At 68.9% G+C, this 17,146-nt stretch carries 16 protein-coding genes; 6 read left to right on the forward strand and 10 right to left on the reverse strand.

What is annotated here, in order from left to right:
- Positions 1 to 10: 10 nt before the first annotated feature.
- From AB0M15_RS12555 to AB0M15_RS12570, 4 genes are read right to left on the reverse strand one after another with little or no spacing between them, the layout of a single operon-like run.
- The gene (locus AB0M15_RS12555; protein ID WP_363816928.1) at positions 11 to 589 is read right to left on the reverse strand and encodes a TetR/AcrR family transcriptional regulator; all 579 of its coding nucleotides are present in this window, start codon (positions 587 to 589) and stop codon (positions 11 to 13) included.
- On the reverse strand, positions 582 to 1,403 hold the full coding sequence (locus AB0M15_RS12560) for an oxidoreductase (protein ID WP_363816930.1): 822 nt from the start codon (positions 1,401 to 1,403) through the stop codon (positions 582 to 584). The genes AB0M15_RS12555 and AB0M15_RS12560 overlap by 8 nt, the downstream gene beginning before the upstream one ends.
- Positions 1,400 to 2,263: an aldo/keto reductase gene (locus AB0M15_RS12565; RefSeq protein ID WP_363816932.1), complete on the reverse strand. Its 864-nt coding sequence runs from the start codon at positions 2,261 to 2,263 to the stop codon at positions 1,400 to 1,402. Before AB0M15_RS12565 ends, AB0M15_RS12560 begins: the two co-directional genes overlap by 4 nt.
- A 55-nt stretch (positions 2,264 to 2,318) precedes the next feature.
- Positions 2,319 to 2,915, reverse strand: coding sequence for a helix-turn-helix domain-containing protein (locus tag AB0M15_RS12570; RefSeq protein WP_363816934.1), 597 nt, complete (start codon positions 2,913 to 2,915; stop codon positions 2,319 to 2,321).
- Positions 2,916 to 2,989: 74 nt separating this feature from the next.
- On the opposite strand from AB0M15_RS12570, the gene AB0M15_RS12575 reads away from it, so the two are divergent.
- The gene (locus tag AB0M15_RS12575; protein ID WP_363816935.1) at positions 2,990 to 3,415 is read left to right on the forward strand and encodes an ester cyclase; all 426 of its coding nucleotides are present in this window, start codon (positions 2,990 to 2,992) and stop codon (positions 3,413 to 3,415) included.
- A gap of 35 nt (positions 3,416 to 3,450) precedes the next feature.
- On the opposite strand, the gene AB0M15_RS12580 is transcribed toward AB0M15_RS12575, so the two are convergent.
- Positions 3,451 to 4,431, reverse strand: coding sequence for a carbohydrate kinase family protein (locus tag AB0M15_RS12580; RefSeq protein ID WP_363816937.1), 981 nt, complete (start codon positions 4,429 to 4,431; stop codon positions 3,451 to 3,453).
- Between the two features lie 108 nt (positions 4,432 to 4,539).
- Here AB0M15_RS12580 and AB0M15_RS12585 point away from each other — a divergent pair, with 108 nt between their 5' ends.
- From AB0M15_RS12585 to AB0M15_RS12605, 5 genes are read left to right on the forward strand one after another with little or no spacing between them, the layout of a single operon-like run.
- Entirely contained in the window at positions 4,540 to 5,187 is a 648-nt protein-coding gene (locus AB0M15_RS12585; protein ID WP_363816939.1) for a class I SAM-dependent methyltransferase, read from the forward strand.
- Complete coding sequence (locus AB0M15_RS12590) at positions 5,184 to 5,825, forward strand: ABC transporter ATP-binding protein (RefSeq protein WP_363816941.1); 642 nt, start codon at positions 5,184 to 5,186, stop codon at positions 5,823 to 5,825. Before AB0M15_RS12585 ends, AB0M15_RS12590 begins: the two co-directional genes overlap by 4 nt.
- Positions 5,822 to 7,354, forward strand: a complete 1,533-nt coding sequence (locus AB0M15_RS12595; protein ID WP_363816943.1) for a DUF6297 family protein — start codon at positions 5,822 to 5,824, stop codon at positions 7,352 to 7,354. The genes AB0M15_RS12590 and AB0M15_RS12595 overlap by 4 nt, the downstream gene beginning before the upstream one ends.
- A 50-nt stretch (positions 7,355 to 7,404) precedes the next feature.
- Positions 7,405 to 7,746 (forward strand): PadR family transcriptional regulator, encoded by a 342-nt coding sequence (locus AB0M15_RS12600; protein ID WP_363816945.1) that lies wholly within the window; start codon positions 7,405 to 7,407, stop codon positions 7,744 to 7,746.
- Positions 7,743 to 8,294, forward strand: a complete 552-nt coding sequence (locus AB0M15_RS12605) for a hypothetical protein (RefSeq protein ID WP_363816947.1) — start codon at positions 7,743 to 7,745, stop codon at positions 8,292 to 8,294. The genes AB0M15_RS12600 and AB0M15_RS12605 overlap by 4 nt, the downstream gene beginning before the upstream one ends.
- 4 nt (positions 8,295 to 8,298) lie before the next feature.
- On the opposite strand, the gene AB0M15_RS12610 is transcribed toward AB0M15_RS12605, so the two are convergent.
- The 5 genes from AB0M15_RS12610 to AB0M15_RS12630 all read right to left on the reverse strand — a co-directional run bounded on the left by AB0M15_RS12610 (position 8,299) and on the right by AB0M15_RS12630 (position 17,096).
- Positions 8,299 to 8,460: a hypothetical protein gene (locus AB0M15_RS12610; RefSeq protein WP_363816949.1), complete on the reverse strand. Its 162-nt coding sequence runs from the start codon at positions 8,458 to 8,460 to the stop codon at positions 8,299 to 8,301.
- Between the two features lie 577 nt (positions 8,461 to 9,037).
- Positions 9,038 to 11,272 carry an RICIN domain-containing protein gene (locus AB0M15_RS12615; RefSeq protein ID WP_363816951.1) on the reverse strand — a complete coding sequence of 745 codons (2,235 nt, stop codon included), beginning with the start codon at positions 11,270 to 11,272 and terminating at the stop codon, positions 9,038 to 9,040.
- A 244-nt stretch (positions 11,273 to 11,516) separates the two neighbouring features.
- A complete protein-coding gene (locus tag AB0M15_RS12620; protein ID WP_363816953.1) occupies positions 11,517 to 12,518 on the reverse strand; it encodes a peptidoglycan recognition family protein in 1,002 nt (333 codons plus the stop codon).
- A gap of 159 nt (positions 12,519 to 12,677) precedes the next feature.
- Positions 12,678 to 14,195, reverse strand: a complete 1,518-nt coding sequence (locus tag AB0M15_RS12625) for a hypothetical protein (protein ID WP_363816955.1) — start codon at positions 14,193 to 14,195, stop codon at positions 12,678 to 12,680.
- A 177-nt stretch (positions 14,196 to 14,372) separates the two neighbouring features.
- The gene (locus tag AB0M15_RS12630; protein WP_363816957.1) at positions 14,373 to 17,096 is read right to left on the reverse strand and encodes an AAA family ATPase; all 2,724 of its coding nucleotides are present in this window, start codon (positions 17,094 to 17,096) and stop codon (positions 14,373 to 14,375) included.
- Between the last annotated feature and the right edge of the window lie 50 nt (positions 17,097 to 17,146).

Below are 17,146 nucleotides of genomic sequence, written 5' to 3' on the forward strand. Positions count from 1 at the left end.
GCCGAGGGAGCTAGTCCGCGAGCAACCCGCCGAGGGCGGCCGACGAGATCTTGTCGGCCTCCTCCTGCGACAGCTCGGCATGGCCGGTCATCAGGCGGAAGATCAGCGGGCCGAACAGTACGTCGGTCGCGGTCGCCGCGCTGATCTCCGGCTTGACCTCGCCACGGTCGAGCGCCCGCTGCCACAGCTCGGCCACGGCCTCCCGCCGCTTGTCCAGGAAGTACTCCCGGAAGTACGGCGAGGCAGCCGGATCGGCAACCGAAGCAGCGAGCAACTGAGCGAAGATCGTCCCCTGCGGTCCGGCATAGAACGCACTCACCCGGCGAACCTGCTCGGCCAGCTCCTCGGCGGTATTCCCGTTGTCAGGAAGGGGAATCGCCGCCGCCATCTGCTTGCCGAAGGCCTCTGCAGCGATCGCCGTCCGGCATGGCCAATGCTTGTAGATCGTGGCCTTGCTCACCCCGGAGCGGGCGCTGATCGCATCGACCGTCGCCGCCGGCAAGCCACCTTCCGCGAGCAGCTCGGTCGTTGCCCTGAGCACCGAATCCATCGCCCGCAGGCTCCGCGGGTGCGACGACTGTTCAGGCATCGTCGTGATCCGTACTGACCGAGACCTTGCGCCACTGCTCCAGCTCCGACCGGACGTGGTCGAGCTTGGCCTCGACCCGCCCGACCGAGTCGGCACCGAGCTGGATCCGCAGCGGCGGGTCGGCCGCCTCGGTCAGGGCGACGATTGCTGCCGCTGCCTTGACCGGGTCGCCCGGCTGAGCGTGGTTCCGCTCGGTCGCGATCTCCCGCATGGCGCCGGCCGTCTCGGCATAGTCCGCGATCTCGTCGTCCGCGCGATGCAGGCTCGATCCGTCGAGGAAGTCCGTCCGGAAGAAGCCGGGCTCGACGATGGTGACGCTGATGCCGAGCGGTTTCAGTTCGGCGTACAGCGCCTCGGACAGGCCTTCGAGGGCGAACTTGGTGGCACCGTAGATGCCCCAGCCCGGTCCAGTGGTGAAGCCGCCGACCGAGCTGATCTGCATCACGTGCCCGGACCGCTGGCGGCGCAGTACCGGCAGTACTGCGCGCTGCACGTTGAGCACCCCGAACACGTTGGTGTCGAAGACCGCCCGCGCGGCCTCGTCACTAGCCTCCTCGACAGCACCCAGCAGCCCACGCCCGGCGTTGTTGACGACGACATCGATCCGCCCGAACTCCTGGACGGCGGCGTCGACCGCGGCCCGGGCCTGTGCCTCGTCCGTCACGTCCAGCGCGAGCCGCAGAACCCCTTGCTGGTCAGGGATGTCGTCAGGCCGCCGCGCGGTGGCAACCACTTGATTGCCCCGCGCAACCGCCTCCCGGACCAGCTCGGCGCCGAACCCGCGCGACGCGCCGGTGATGAACCAGACGCTCACTTGATCGCGTCCGTCAGCTGGGCGAACTCGTCCTCCGTCAGCTCTAGCTTCGCCGCGGCGACGTTGTCCTCGAGGTGGGCGACCGAAGAGGTGCCCGGGATCGGCAGCACGACGGGGGAGCGCTTGAGCAGCCAGGCCAGCGCGAGCTGCGACGGGCTCGCCTGGTGCTGCTTGGCGATCGCGTCGAGCGGGCCGCCCGGCTTGGCCAGCTCACCGGTGGCGAGCGGGAACCACGGGATGAACGCGAGGTTGTTCTTCTCGGCGTACTCCAGCACCGGCTCGTCGTCGCGCTGGCTCAGGTTGTACAGATTCTGGACGGACACGATGGTCGCCGTCTTGGCGGCTTCCTCGAGCTCGTCGACGCTGACCTGGGACAGGCCGATGTGCCGGATCTTGCCCTCGGACTGCAGAGCGGCGAGCTCGCCGACCTGGTCCGCTACCGGGACCTCGGGGTCGATCCGGTGCAGCTGGAGCAGGTCGATCCGCTCGAGCCCGAGGTGGCGCAGGCTCAGCTCGACGGCCTGGCGCAGGTACGCCGGCCGGCCGACGGGAGACCAGGCGCCGGGGCCTTGGCGGGTGAAGCCGGCCTTGGTGGCGATGACCAGGTCATCGGCGTACGGGTGCAGTGCCTTCTTGAGCAGCAGGTCCGCGGTGAACGGGCCGTACGCGTCGGCGGTGTCGATGAAGTTGACGCCGAGCTCGACGGCGCGGCGCAGTACCCGGACGGCCTCGTCGGGATCGCGCGACTCGCCCCAGACCCCGGGGCCGGGGAGTTGCATGGTGCCGTATCCGAGCCGGCGAACGGTCAGGTCGCCGCCGATCGTGAACTCACCGGACGCCGCTGCGACTGCTTCGGTCATGATCAAATCTCCAAAGTGAACTGAACGTACAGTTCACTTTAGCGCGTCGCGCGGATCACGCAAGCAGTTGGCGCTGAAGCGAGTCGGTGACCCACTGCTGGAACTCGGCCTCGGTCCAGTCGGACTCGTCGACGAGCTCCTGGTAGACGCCCGGCGCGGCCAGCGCGCGGTAGATCGCCTGGGCCTGTTCGAGCGGGATCGCCAGGTCCTTCTCCATCGACGCGATGATCGCGTCCATCACCTGGTTGCGGCCGGCCAGCTTGGAGCGCAGCAGGGCGCGGGTCTCGGCGCTCTCGTCGGTCGCGGCCTCGAAGATCAGCACGACGTCGAAGCCGGCGGAGTACAGATTCGTCAACCAGTGCGCGGCTTTGCCGAGTTTGGCGGCGGGGTCGGTCTCCTGGAGTACCTCGCCGGCCAGCTCCTGGGCGCCGGCCCGTTGCAGCCAGAGATCGCAGATCAGCGAGAGGATCTCGCGCTTGGTGCCGAAGGCCGAGTAGACGGTCCGGGTGGCGACGCCGGCCTCCTTGGCGATCGCGTCGATGCTCGTCGCGCCGTACCCGTTGGTCGCGAACAGCTGCCGGGCGGCCTGGGCGATCCGGACGCGCGTCGCCTCGGCTTGTTCCTGGCGATAGGTCTTGACGGATCCGGCCATGTGGGCACACTATCAATGTGTTCACTGCAGTATCACTGCAACGAGTGCACTAGAAGTGCAACCAAGGGGGAATGATGGCAAGGTCAGCGTTCGGCGTGCTGGAGCGGATCCTGCACGAGGGGTTCGCGGCGGGGAATCCGGAGATCGTCGACGAGGTGTGCTCACCGGACCTGGTCGAGCATCAGTTCGGTCTGGCCGGCGGCGGCGAGGCGGCGCGCGAGAACGTCCGGCAGGCGATCCGGGACGTGCACGCGATGATGCCGGACATCGTCTACACGATCGAGGACTCGATCACCGCCGGCGACAAGGTATGGCTCCGCGGTCGGGCGCGCGGCACCGCCACCGGCGGCTTCTTCGGGCCGCCCAGCAATGCGCAGATCGACATCCCGCTCTTCGAGGTCGCCCGGATCGAGAACGGCCTCATCGTCGAGCACTGGGGCTGCCCCGACCGCTTCGCCCTGCTGGCGCAGACCGGTGGGCTGGCCAGGCTCGCGAGCTGAGCTGGCTCGGGGGAGTAGCTCAGCTCGCCGAGTCGCTAGTTCAGCTTGAGAGTGCTGGCGGCGGTGGCGGAGGCCTCGTCGCCGTAGGCCGAGGCGAGACGCTGGAGGAAGGCGGGGCGGTCCAGGCTGTACTCCTGGGTGCCGACCGTCTCGAGCACCGTCGTGGCCAGCGTGCAGCCGACCTGCGCAGCGGCCTCGTGGTCGAGGCCGGCCGTGCGACCGGTCAGGTAGCCCGCGCGGAAGGCGTCGCCGCCACCGGTCGGGTCGACCAAGCCGGGCGCGGGCACGGCCGGGACCTTGGCCAGGATGCCGCCGGAGTTCTCGATGACGACGCCGTCGCCGCCGTGCGTGGTGACCCGGACACCCACCCGGGACAGGATCTCGTCGTGGCTCCAGCCGGTCTTCTGGACCATCAGGCCCGACTCGTACTCGTTGCTGAACAGGTACGTCGCGCCGTCGATCAGCTCGCGGATCTGCTCGCCGTCCATCCGGGCCAGCTGCTGCGAGGGGTCGGCGGCGACGTCGATCCCGTTCGCCTTGGCCAGCTTGGTGTGCCGCAGCATGCCGTCCGGATCGTCGGCGCCGACCAGTACCAGGTCGATGCCACCCGTCGCGACATGGATCGCGGCCAGGTCGATCTCCCGGGACTCGGCCATCGCGCCCGTGTAGAAGGAAGCGATCTGGTTGGCGTCGAGGTCCGTAGTACAGGTGAAGCGGGCGGTGTGCACGTTCTCGCAGATCCGGACGTGCGAGATGTCCACGCCGGCCGCGACCAGCGCTTCGCCGTACTCGGTGAAGTCCGCGCCGACCGAGCCGACCAGCAGCGAGGACTGGCCGAGCTGGGCCATCCCGTAGCAGATGTTGGCGGCCACACCACCGCGGTGCACGACCAGCTCATCGACCAGGAACGAGAGCGATACCTTGTGCATCTGCTCTTCGAGGAACTGGTCCTTGAAGCGTCCGGGGAACGTCATCAGGATGTCGGTCGCGATCGATCCGGCGACGGCGATACGCATACGGAGGTCTCCTCGGAGGGGTGGTGTCGGGCGGCTGGGCAACCCGATAGAGACTACAGCCGAGCGCTGTAGGCGAGATCACGACGACATTCAGGATGGCGGGTTTCGATGGGTAGTCAGGTTCTGGTCACCGACGAACTGCACGAGTACATGGTCGCGCACGGGATGCCGCTGGACGAGGTGGCGAGCGACCTGGTCGCCGAGACCAACGCGCTGGGCGGCGTCTCGGAGATGCTCACCACCCCCGATCAGGCGGGGCTGCTGACCACCCTGACCCGGCTGGTGGGCGCCCGGCGCGCGGTCGAGATCGGCACCTTCACCGGGTTCTCGGCGCTGGCGATCTCTCGCGGGCTGCCCGCCGACGGCGAGCTGATCTGCCTCGACGTGAGCGACGAGTGGACCTCGATCGGGCGGCGGTACTGGGAGCGGGCCGGCGTCGCGGACAAGATCGACCTGCGGATCGGCGACGCGCACGAATCGGCGGCGAAGCTCGAGGGTGAGTTCGACCTGGCCTTCGTGGACGCCGAGAAGCCCGGCTACACCGACTACTTCGAGCAGCTCGTGCCGAAGATCCGGCCGAACGGGATCCTGCTGTTCGACAACACGCTGGCCGGTGGCCGGGTGGTCGGCGAGCACGCGGCCGCGGACGACCCGGTCGACCGCAAGGAGTTCAACGCGCACATCGCCGCGGACGAGCGGGTCGACGTGGTCATCCTCGGCATCGGCGACGGCCTGACCCTGGTCCGGAAGCGGTGACGAAGGCCGCACCCCGGTTGGCCGTCAAGGGCCTTCGGCACCTGTACGCCGAACGCCCGGTGATCGAGGACCTCACCTTCACCCTGCGGGCCGGCCGGGCGATCGCCCTGGTCGGCCCCAACGGCGCGGGCAAGACGACCGTACTCAAGTGCATCGTCGGCTCCGCCGAACCGGCCGCCGGCCAGATCCTGCTGGACGGGTCGCCGATCGACGAGCGGGCCGAGACGGTCCGTCGTGACGTCGCGTCGCTGCTCGACGACCTCGACTTCTTCCCGGACCTGACCGCCGCCGAGCACCTGGACCTGCTGGCTCGGGCGCACGGCAACGGGACGCCGGAGGATTTGGTCGACACCGTGCTCGACGATGTCGGCCTGCTCGGCGCTGCTGACCAGTTGCCTGGCTCGCTGTCGTCGGGTCAGCGGCGGCGGCTCGCGCTGGCGACGGCGCTGGTCCGGCCGCGGAAGCTGCTGGTGCTCGACGAGCCCGAGGCGCGGCTGGACTCGGAAGGTGTCGCCTGGCTGGGCGCGATGCTGCTCGCGGAGAAGAAGCGCGGTACGTCGATCCTGTTCGCTAGTCACGACGCGGCGCTGGTGGACGCCGTCGCCGACGAGACCGTCACGCTCACCCCGCTCGCATGAGCACGGCGGACGGCCCGGTCGTCTTCGACCCGGCCGACTTCGGGGCGATCCCGTCGTCGCGGTCGTTGCGGTCATGGATGCGGAAGGTTCGTCGGGGCAAGGCGGACCGTACGGTCTGGCAGCAGCTCGAGGACATCTACGTGATCGTCTTCGCCGTCGCCATGCTCGGCGCGACCGGCGGCAACGTCCTGGTCAACCTCAACGACAAGTCAGCAGCCTGTACCTCCGGCTCCTGCTCCTGGCTCCTCGACACAGTCCCGTACATCCTGGTGCCACTGCTGGTCTCCTCGATGCTGCGGGCACTACTGAGCATCGGGCCGGTCTCAGCATCTCGGGCCACCGCCTTTTGGCTGCTGGCGACACCGGTGGACCGAGCGTCGCTCCTGCGACCGTCATACCGGCTGGTGGTCGTGGTGGCCGCTGTCGTCGGGGCCGGGGCTGCAGTGATCGGCTGGGCGCTCTTCGGTGCTGCCTGGTCGACTGTGGGCGAGGCTGCCGTGTTGACGACGGTCCTGCTGCTCTTCACGACCTGTGCCACGGTCTGGGCGCAACAGACGGCTAGGCGCTCTCGCTGGGCCATCTGGATCGCTGACGGACTGCTGGTTGCCGCAGCCGTCCCCGCGCTGCTCCTGGCACTGCGCCGACAGCCAACCGGTACTTTCGAGAACCGCATCTTGCCCTCGAACGAAATCTCTTCGTCTGGGGTGGACGCTCGGCTGTTGGTGATCGGTGCGCTGGCGTTGGTGGTCGCTGTGGTGCTGGTCGTCGTCACTGGCCGGACGCTCGGCAGGCTCAGCGCGCGGACAACGGTCGCCGGGGGAGACCTGCTGGCTGGGCTTGCGGGCGCTGCGATCACGCTGGATGTCAGTTTGCTGGCTGATGTGGTTGCTGGGCGGCACTGGCGGCTGAAGGGTCGCTTGCGGTCTCGGCGCGGGCGCGGTTCCAATGCGATGGCGATGATCCACCGCGAGCTCCTCCGGGTGCTGCGGTGGCCTCGGCGGCTGGTGATCGCCTTTGCCCTGCTGGTGGTGCCTTATGCGGTCGCTGGTACCGGGTACGACGTACTGGTGCCGATCGCTGCGGGGCTGGCCGGCTTCGGGGCGGTGCGGCCGTTGATGGACGGGCTGCGATCGGTTTGCCGGTCCGCTGGGTTGGTACGGGCACTCGGGCTTGAGCTGCGCGAGTTGCGGGTCATCATGTCGGTGGTACCGGGCGGCTTAGCCGTCATCTGGGCCACCCTCGCTGAGCCGGCTCTCGGGAGCCCCTCGGTGGCGTTCGCCGTCGCAGCGGGCATGCTCACCGGCGCCGTTCGCCAGGCGTCGGCTCGGCCGCCTTCGTACAGCGGGCCGCTGGTTGCTTCGCCAATGGGGGCCATCCCGCCGGGGCTCTTCTCGACGCCGATGCGCGGCTTCGACCTGTTGCTGATCTGCCTGGCTCCCGTGCTGCTCGGCCTGAGTAGCACCTGGGTCGTCGTGGTCCCGGCGATCATCTTGATGCTGCTCTTCGCGATCCCGCCGAAACAGAACTGAGCGCTGGGCGCGCTTTGCGGTTACTGGCGTACGCAGGTACCTTGTATCGCATGGTAGCGGAGAAAGTCTTCACCCAGCTGCGCCGGGGGACGCTCGAGTTCTGCGTGCTCGCGTTGCTGCAGGGGGAGGAGCGCTACGGGTTCGAGCTGGTGAAGGAGCTTGGCGAGGTCGACGGGCTGGTGACCACGGAAGGGACCATCTACCCGCTGCTGGCGAGGTTGCGGCGGGAGGGGCTGGTGGAGACTACCTGGCGCGAGTCGGGGTCCGGGCCGCCGCGGCGGTACTACAAGAGCACTGGTGAAGGGCGGCAGGCGCTGGCCGCGTTCGTCGCGGACTGGGAGCGGTTCCGGAACTCGGTCGACACCGTACTGGGGCGAGGGAGACAGGGATGAACGTACAGAACGATGCGGACCGCTTGGTTGACGACTACCTGCGCCGCCTGGCCAAGGAGGCCGAGCCGCTGCCGGAAGGCCGGCGTACCGAGTTGGTCGCCGAGGTCACCGCGCATCTCACCGAGGCCCGGGCCGAGGGCGCGGTGAGCGAGAGCGAGATCCGCGAGATGCTGGCCCGACTCGGGACGCCGGAGGAGATCGTGGCGGCGGCGACCGACGGCCTGGTGCTGGTCGACCGGCAGCCGCGGTACCGCAGTCGCGACGTGGCCGCGTTGCTGCTGCTTGCGTTCGGTGCCTTCGTGTTCCTGTTCGGTTGGGTGATCGGGGTCATCCTGCTCTGGACCTCCGACCGCTGGACCCGCAACGAGAAGTGGCTGGGCACCTTCATCTGGCCGTTCGGATTCGGCCTGCTGGCATTCCTGCTGAACGCGTATGCGCCGATCGAAGTCCCCCTCCTGATCGTCTGGCCGGTGTGGATCCTGATGCTCGTCGCCCAGATCGCAACCACCGTGATGCTGGTCAAGAACGCCCGTCCCCGCCGAGGCTGACCGCCTACTCGTGGGACAGCCACTTGCGTGCGATCTCGCGCGGCACGTCGACCTGGAAGTGCCGCGCGAGGAGCAGCAACTGGCACAGCACGTCGGCGAACTCCAACTGGAAGGCGTCCCGGATCTGCTCGGCCGTCTTGCCCTTCGTCCGGCCGCGACCGGTCACCTGCAGATAGGACTGGGTCGGGACTGGGAGTCGCTTCGGGTGGTGTTGTGCTTGGGGAGGTTGATGCCGAGGGTTATCCGGTTTGGGGAGGATTATGTCGGCGACTGGGGTGCGAAATGCGCCGATTCGGGGGTACGACCCTCCCCAGTCGGGCGTGGCGCGGTGCCGGGCAGAGAACGAAGGTTGCGGCGGCTCCGGCCCGCCAGGTAATGGTTGCTGGCAGCAACGGCTGGGCGTCGGTGCACACCAAGCCCGGTGGGCAACCGGTTGCCCCGGTGTGTCGGGGCGGTTGACAGGGGCTATGCGTGCGTGGCGGTCCGGTCGGTGCCGTCAACCGGACTGTGGACAATCTGCCTCACGCCCTAGAGGTGGGGATTTGGACTGCACCCGCAAACCCAGGTCACGCCGGCCGGCATGAATGATGCGGTCGAGTTCATAGTTCGGCGAGGGCTTGGGGCGTGAGCCTGAGCTGGGACCGACACTCAACGCCCTGCCGCCCCTGACAGCTGCAGGGCGTTGAGTGGAAGGGGCCGGCCGCGGGGCAGATCACGGCCGGACCCCCGATCAGGTCAGCGCATCAGGGGAAGCTGGTCACCTGCGCTTTGTTGTTGGCGGAGTTGGACGGGCCGCCGGTGTTGTTGATGACGTGGGCGATGGTGCCCTTGCCGCCGAGCGAGACGGTCACCATGGAGTGGAACTTCACGCCGGGCTTGTTCGGTACTTCGAAGGCGCGCTCGGCCACCACGCTCGGATCGTCGTTGAAGACGCAGTAGCTGCCCAGCCCCCACGCCTCGTGGGTGGTGACCGAGTCGGCCACCTTGTACGCCGCGTAGCCGCGGGTCGAGCCGTTCATCCAGGCGGCCTGGTTCGGCGGGTCGTACGGCATCTCGTTCTGGTAGAAGTACGTCCGGCCGCCGTTTCCGTTCCAGATCGTCTGGTACTTCTGGTAGTGCTCGACGAACAACCCGTACGCCGTCACGTCGTTGCCGTTGACAACCAACCCGGTGGCCGCGGTGTTCGAGTTCCAGCCGACGCCGTACGTGTGGTCACCACGCCACAGCCAGGTGTGGTCGATGATCACGTTGTTGCTGTTGATCCGCAGCGTCTCGGTCGCCTTGCCGACGGCCGCGCCGCCGATCCGGAAGTACACGTCGTGCAGCGAGGTCGGGTTCGCCGAGTGGTTCGCCGACGAGCCGGTCGGGCCGAGCTCCATCAGGAGCGGTGAGTTGGTCGGCGCCGCGTCGATCAGCAGGCCGGCGATCTTCACCCCGTCGACGTCGGCGACGGTGATCGAGGAGGTCCCGCTGGTCGGCATCAGCGTCGCCAGGCCGAGGCCGAGTACGACGGTGTTGGCCCGGTTGATCCGCAGCGTGTCACTGAGCCGGTAGACACCCGGGGTGAACAGCAGATCCTTGCCGGCCGCGAGCTGCGCGTTGATGGTCGCCGCCGAGTCACCCTGCTTGGCGATGTAGAACTGGCTGATCGGCAGCGACTGACCAGCGGGGTTGCCGCCGACCCAGCCGGGGCCGGCCGAGTTCGACTTCAGCGCCGGGACGAAGACCTGGTAGTTGCCCGCGGCATCGACGTACAGGTACGGCTTCTCGCGGACCACCGGGGTCTGCGCGACCTTGGTGTACGGCGGGTCCGGGAAGGTGCCGGCCGGTGCGTTCTGCGCGCCGACGAAGACCATGTTCCAGTTCTGCCCGGTCCAGCTGCCCCAGTTGGTGTTCCGGGAGATCCACTGCTGCTGGCTGCCGGAGCGGACCTGCCCGTCGACCAGCGTGTCGGCCATGAATCCACCGCTGGCCCAGCCGCCGTCGTCCAGCGCGAGGTTGCCCTTGAGGTGGTTACGCCGGTACGACGCCGCCTGCGAGACAGCCCACCGGTCGAGTCCACCGGGCGGGGTGATGGTCAGGCCCTCGGCGCCGCGCCAGAAGTTCTGGGTCGCGTTCTGCGGCGGGAACCAGTCGGCCTCGACGTGCACCGCGCCGTTGATGTTGACGCTGTCCGGCGTCAGGCCGAGACCGGCGACCTGGGTGTAGAAGCCGACGTTCGCGCTCACGTTGTAGGTCCCGGGCTTGAACAGCAGCGCGACCCGCTGCTCGCCGAACTGGTTCTTCTCCTGCTGGCTGAAGACCGAGTTGAGCTTGTTCTGGATGCTGCTCTGCGACATCGACGGGTCGAAGATCGACACGTTCGGGCCGAAGTCGGGCTGACCCGCGGGCGGGTCGGTCGGGGGAGTGCCGTCCACGGGGTTGATCCTGAACGATTGGGCAGCGGTCCCGTTGCAGGTGTACTGCTGCAGCTGGAGTCCGTCAGCGGTCGAAGCCCCCGGTACGTCGAGGCACTTGCCGCTGTTGCGGTTGACGAGGTGGTACGCGCCGTCGGCCTCCTCGACGGGCAGCCACTGCTGGTTGAGCCCGTTGCTGTACGACCACAGCTGGATCGGCGCGCTGTCAGCGGTGGAGACGTTGGTGACGTCGAGTGCCTGGGCCGCGTTGTTGAGCGCGTTGACCCGGACGTACCCGTTGGTCGTCGGCTGGAACTGCCACTGCTGGGCGGTGCTGCTGTTGCAGGCCTGCTGCTGTACCGCCGTGCCGTTGGCGGTGGCGGCTGCCCGGGCGTCCACGCACTTGCTGCTGTTCTTGCTGACGACCGTGTTCCAGCCGGTCGGCGAGATCGCGGCGCTGGCGTCGTTGGAGTTCGCAACGGTCAGACCGGTTGCGACTACCGCGGCCACCAGAGCCGCGGCGATCGCGGCGAACCGGCGGGTTCGCGGGGGAAGGCGGAGTGGGGCGTCTCCTGGAGTCATCGACTCTCCTGATGCAGTTTTGGGGGCGGGAATGCGCATTCAACCGCTGCGCTCCCTAAGGAAAGCCAACTTCCCTACTTAATTCAAGAGTCAGCCTAAGTAAGCCGGAGATCCGGAACCGCTCCCGGTACAGGACGGCGACACCAAGCGGCGACCTTGAACACCAAAGGGCGACCTTGAACACGAAATAACGTGTTCAAGGTCGCCCCTTGGTGTCCGAGCCCACCAGTGGTGGGCTCGTCGCTCAGTTCTGCGGGGTGGGCGGCAGGGGTGGGAAGGGGTCGAGTGTGAGGCCGGCCGGGTCCTTCGGGTCGCCGGGCTCGGCGGGGTCGCTCGGGTCGCCCGGATCCGTGGGGTCGCTCGGATCCGTCGGGTCGGCGGGATCCGTCGGGTCGGCGGGATCCGTCGGGTCGGCAGGGTCTGTCGGGTCCGTGGGGTCTGTCGGATCCGTGGGATCAGTTGGGTCTTTGGGATCGGTGGGGTCGGTCGGGTCGGTGGGGTTTTCGGTGGGTTTGGGCTGGGTGGCCCAGACGGCGGCGGCGGCCCGGGCGGCGTCGGGGCCGTCCATCTGCCGTTCGTAGTTCTTGAGGTCGAGGGCGTACTTCTTGCCCACCGCCTCGACCTGGCGGGACAGTTGCTTCTGCACCCAGAGCGCGTAGGCCTGGGTGCGGGCCTCGATGAAGTTCTTCAGTTCCTGCATCTGGGCGGGAGTCATCTCGTCCTCCGGTGAGCCGCTGGGGTTGAAGTCCCCGCGGGTGATGGCCGCACGTGCGGCCGGTCCTGGGCAGTCGGTCGGGTCGGGGCGGATCGCGGAGTGCGGCACGATCGTCGTCCCGCGGGGGTACAGCCGGCGGAAGTCGGCGACGACGGCACGGGTGGTCGCCTTCATCGCGGCCGACGGTTGCTCGCCGGTGACGATCACCAGCAGGATCGCGCCGTACTGCTGGTTGACGGCGACATCGCCGTTGGCGCCGGACTGTTCACGCAGGCCGCGCAACGTCCAGGCCCGGCCGGATTGGTCGACGGCGACCTGGTACGCGATGTCGGACCAGCCGCGATCGTCCATATGGAACGCCTGCCAGCCGCGCAACGCGGACGCGACCGAGGCCTGACTGTGGATGGGCGTCGTAGTTCCGGTCCCTGGCCAGTGGATCGCGACGCCCCGCACCCGCGAGGCGAGCAGGTTGCCGGGCCCTGGTTTGGGCGCTCGGGCACCCCACGCGGAGCGTGGGAGGTAGTCGACCATCGGGACTCCTTACAGCATCTGGCGGTGCGAGTCCCACCCCTCCGGCGACAGGGAGTGGCGGTTCCCCTACTTTCGGTGATATCCACCGTACTCCGGGTTCAAACCCTCAGGGAACCTACCCACCAATCGCCTGCCCAGTCGAGCACATCGGCCGATCAGTCAGCGCCCGACCCGGCAATCCGCGATCCGGCCATCGGTCGTGCCGACAACCAGTCGATTCGGCGCCGCCGTGGCGAGGCTCAGTGGTACCGCGGGTTGGCCGTCGAGGGTGAAGCGGGTTCGCCAACGGACGTTGCCGAGGGCCGCGTCGAGAGCGACCAGCTCGCCGTTGGCGAAACCGACGTACACGACGCCGTTGAGCTCGTCGATCGCGGTGGCCGGCGAATCGGCGGTGAACACCCAGTACGCCGAACCGTCGGCGAGCGCCCGGCGTACGACGAAGGCGCCACCGGGCTGGAGTCCGCTGCTGTCGTGGACGGTGCCGGCGTGGACGAGGTCGTCGTCGAGCATCAGCCCCGGGCCGCCGAACAGGTGCCGTGATCCTTGCCAGTCGAGTGGGAACATGCGCCGGACGGCCGAGGCGTACGGGTCGACGGTGACGACCCACTTGTTCCGCCAGGGTTTGTCCTCATCGCCTTGCAGGAAAAGGAGTTCGGTGGCGCGGCGGATCGCGAACGGATGGTTGGCCGAGTCGAACCCGGTCAGTTCGGGGCCCTCGGCAACATCTCCGAACGCGTCGACCAAGGTCAGCCGGCCGGGCTTCGGTTCGGTACCGCGTAGCGCGATCCAGCCGAGCGAACTCGTCATCGTCGTCGCGCCGTCGAACTCGACCTCCTCGATGATCTGACCGGTGGCGAGCAGCACCAGGTCCCTGGAGGTGCCGAAGTCGTCCGGCCATTCGGAGTTCACCCAGGCGGTCAGCCCGTCGGCGGACACCGCGATCTGCCGCCCGCTGGAGCCCTCGCCGATCTCCCACACCAGTTCGCCGTCAGCGCCCCAGCACTCGACCTCTCGACTGTCGTGCGCTGCCAGCACCCGCCCGTCCTCCAGACACTCGACCGCCCAGACCCTGGTCCGGCCGCTCCACTCGAAGCCGGCCAGTGCCTCGCCGTCAGCCGGTACTTGGCATTCGACCATCGAATCGGCCGCATGCGGCAGCGTGATGTCCGGCCACGCCATCCAGTCGTCGCCGTCGATCTCCATCGGATAGGCATGCGTGTGGGCCTTCTCGTCGAGTTCGTCGTCGTCGACCGGCGCGACCAGCACCCGCAAGGTGTGGTTGCCGGCCCACTCGACCCGGCGGATCTCGCGGCTGTTGCGGCGGAGTGTGCTGATCACCTTGCCGGTGCCGAGGTCGAGCAGCAGCAGGTAGCCTTCGAAGTTGTAGCCGCCGTCGTAGCTGCCCACGCCGATCGCGAGCAACGGGAGTTCGGGGTGGAACGCCAAAGATCGGACCGGCCAGTTGGGGTGCAGCAACCATTCGCAGGCGCCGGCGCGGTAGACACCGAGGCGATGACCACGAGTGCCGGTGAGGGTCGCATCGCCCGGCCAGTAGAGCGAACCCAACTCCCCGGCGACGGCGGTCCGCTTGCCGTCGGCACTGGTCGCGGAAACAGTCGGCCGGCCGACTTCGGCGTACGGGCCGCCGCCCAGCGTTCGCAGTACCTTCAGAGACACCCGGCTAGGAGATCACAGGTGGGGCTTAGGCCGAGCATCAATTCGACAGCAATGGAAGCAATCGGTCGCCGATCCGGATGATCTCCTCGCGGTAGGGCGTGTCGCTAAGGATGAATCTATTCCAACTAACCTACCCAATATTCTCCGTCTCAAAGCCGAACGGGCTCCATCACCTGATCAGCGCGGCAGGACGTGGTCCAGCTGACTGCGGGAGGTGATGCCGAGCTTGGGATAGACCTTGCGCAGGTGGTACTGGACGGTGCGCGCGCTGATGAAGAGGCGGGCGGCGATCTCGGGGTTGGAGAGGCCGTCGCGGGCCAGTCTGGCGATCTGGGTCTCCTGGGCGGTGAGTGGTTCGCGGGCGGTCGGGACGGCGCGTTTGCGGGCGGTGCCACCGGAGGCCTCGAGTTCTCGCCCGGTCCGGCTCGCGAAGGCGGTCATGCCGAATTCCTCGAACGAGGCAAGGGCTCGGCGGAGCTGCTCGCGGGCATCTGTACGACGGCGCTCGCGACGTAGCCATTCGCCGTACAGGAGCTGTGCGCGGGCCACCTCGACGCGCAGCGGGGTCCGGCCGAGCAGCGTGATCGCCTCGAGGTACAGGGGCTCTGGGTCCGTGCTCAGCAGCGCCTGGCAGCGGGCCTGGATGCCCAGACCCCAGTCGGTGCCCGCCACCGCCGTCATCGTGGTGAGGCGTCGGTAGCCGTCGGCGGCCGCCCCCGGCTGACCGCTGCGGATCGCGGCCTCGACGAGCTCGACCGGCGACCACACCATCGACGGGTCCTCGCAGCCGTGAGCGGCTCCCCGCGCAGCCTCGGCGTAGCGGCCGAGTCCGTTGCAGGCGACGGCCTCGGCCCAGTCCGCGAAGGCGATCCCGATCCCCTCACCGCGCCGGGTCGCGTCGTGCCGGATCGGCTCGAGGGTGCCGGCCGGCAGTTCGCCGCGGAAGGCGTCCAGTGCCAGTGCCCCGTACGACGCGAAGCTGCCGCCGGTTGCGGCACGCAGCGCCTGGAGCTCGTCGTTCGAGGTCGCCGCGCCGGCCAGGTCGCCACTCAGCAACTGGAGATAGGACTGCGAGGTCAGCGCCAGCGCGAGTTCGCCGAGCGCGCCGAGTTCGCGCGCCATCCGGACATGCCGGCCGGAGAACACCGCCCAGTGCTCGACGTCCCACAGCCGGATGGCCGTCGTACCGGCCATCCACAACAGTTGGAACTCCTGCTCGGCCGACATCCCGGAGCCGAACTCCTCCATCGCCTTGCGCAACGTCGGCAAGCCGGCCGGATAGCCGTCGCGATACGCCAGCGCGGTGCCGTCCAGGAGCAGGTCCGCGGGTCCTGGACCGTTCGGCCGGGGAGCCGCTCCCGCCGCGCGGGCGACCTCCCACACCGTGCCTCCGGGCGCGGCAAGCCTGCCCGCGAAGACCGCCGCCGACAACGCCTCCAAGTAGGTGGACCGCGACAGTTCCACGTCCACCGCTTCGAGTTGGCGAGCGGCGGCCACCAACAACCTGGGGGCTTCACTGCCGCGCTCGGTCACGAACGCGAGTCGTGCCCGGACCAGCGCCGCTCGCGCCCGCCTGGCCTGACACAGTGGTCCGGCCTCGGCAATCGTCAGGAGCTCGCCAGCGGCATCGAACCGCCCGGTCTGGATCTCGGCCTGGGCCGCGGCCAGCGCCCGATCGGCCCGCAGCGCTGGGTCGATCGTCATCCGGGCCGAACGATGCAGGAACGCCGCGGCCGCGGCCAGCCCACCACGCGCTTGAGCCCTGCTCGCCGAACGCTCCAGTTCGGTCGCGATCTCCTCGTCCGCTCCGGGCGCGGCCTCCGACCGATGCCACGCGCGCCGATCGGGATCAAGGTCGGGATCGGTCTCCAGCGCCAGCGCCTGATGCGCCTGCCGCCGCAGCTGCGGGGTGGCCGTCCGGTACGCCGCGATCCGGACGAGCGGGTGCCGGAACCGGATCCGCGGTACGAATTCGGCCAGGCCGGCCTCGATCGCGGCCGCGCAGTTCTCGATCCCGACCCCGAGATGACCGGCGGCCCGCCGGACCAGCGCCTCGTCGCCGGAAGGCTCGGCCGCCGCCACCAGCAGCAGGCGCCGGGTCTGTTCCGGGATCGCCTTCAACCGCTCGGCGAAACTGTCCTGCACGCTGCCGGACAGCCCGCCGGGCATCTTGAACCCGCCGGCCAGCTGCGCGTCTCGCGGCAGTTCCAGCAACGCGAGCGGATTCCCGTGCGCCTCGGCAACGAGCTGGTCCCTGACCTGCGCGTCGATCCCCGGAGTCAGTACCGCGTCGAGCAACTCGCGCGCGGCCGCGTCGGCCAGCGGCCGTACCTCCAACGACGGCAGCCCGGCCGGTTCTCCGGTCTCCCGGGTCGCGACCAGCAGGCCGACCGACTCGGCCCCCAACCGGCGAGCCACGAAGGCCACTACCTGTGCGGAGGCGCGATCCAGCCACTGGAAGTCGTCGACGAGACAGAGCAACGGCCGATCGGCGGCGGCTTCGGACAGCAGACCGAGCACCGCCAGGGCCACCAGGAACCGATCAGGCGGTGGCCCGGCGCTGATCCCGAACACGGTCCGCAGCGCCTCACGCTGCGGCGGCGGAAGGCTGTCGATCCGATCCAGCACCGGCACACACAGCTGATGCAGTCCGGCGTAGGCGAGGTCCAGCTCGGACTCGATCCCCGCGATCCGGACGACCGCGAACTCGCCGCCACCTTCGCCCAGCAGACTCACCTGCTCCGCGGCGTGATCCAGCAAGGCGGACTTGCCGATCCCGGCCTCGCCGTACAGGACCAGCGGTCTGCTCTCACCAGCGCGGACAGCCAGCACCAGCTCATCCAGCACGCCGCATTCGGCGTCCCGCCCGGTCAGTCTCGGACCACGCTCCACGGTTCCCACTCGATCAAGCTACCTCCCCGCCGGCACCGAATCATCCGCCGACGAGGCGG

The organism is Kribbella sp. NPDC051718, assembly GCF_040681515.1.
Lineage (GTDB): Bacteria > Actinomycetota > Actinomycetes > Propionibacteriales > Kribbellaceae > Kribbella.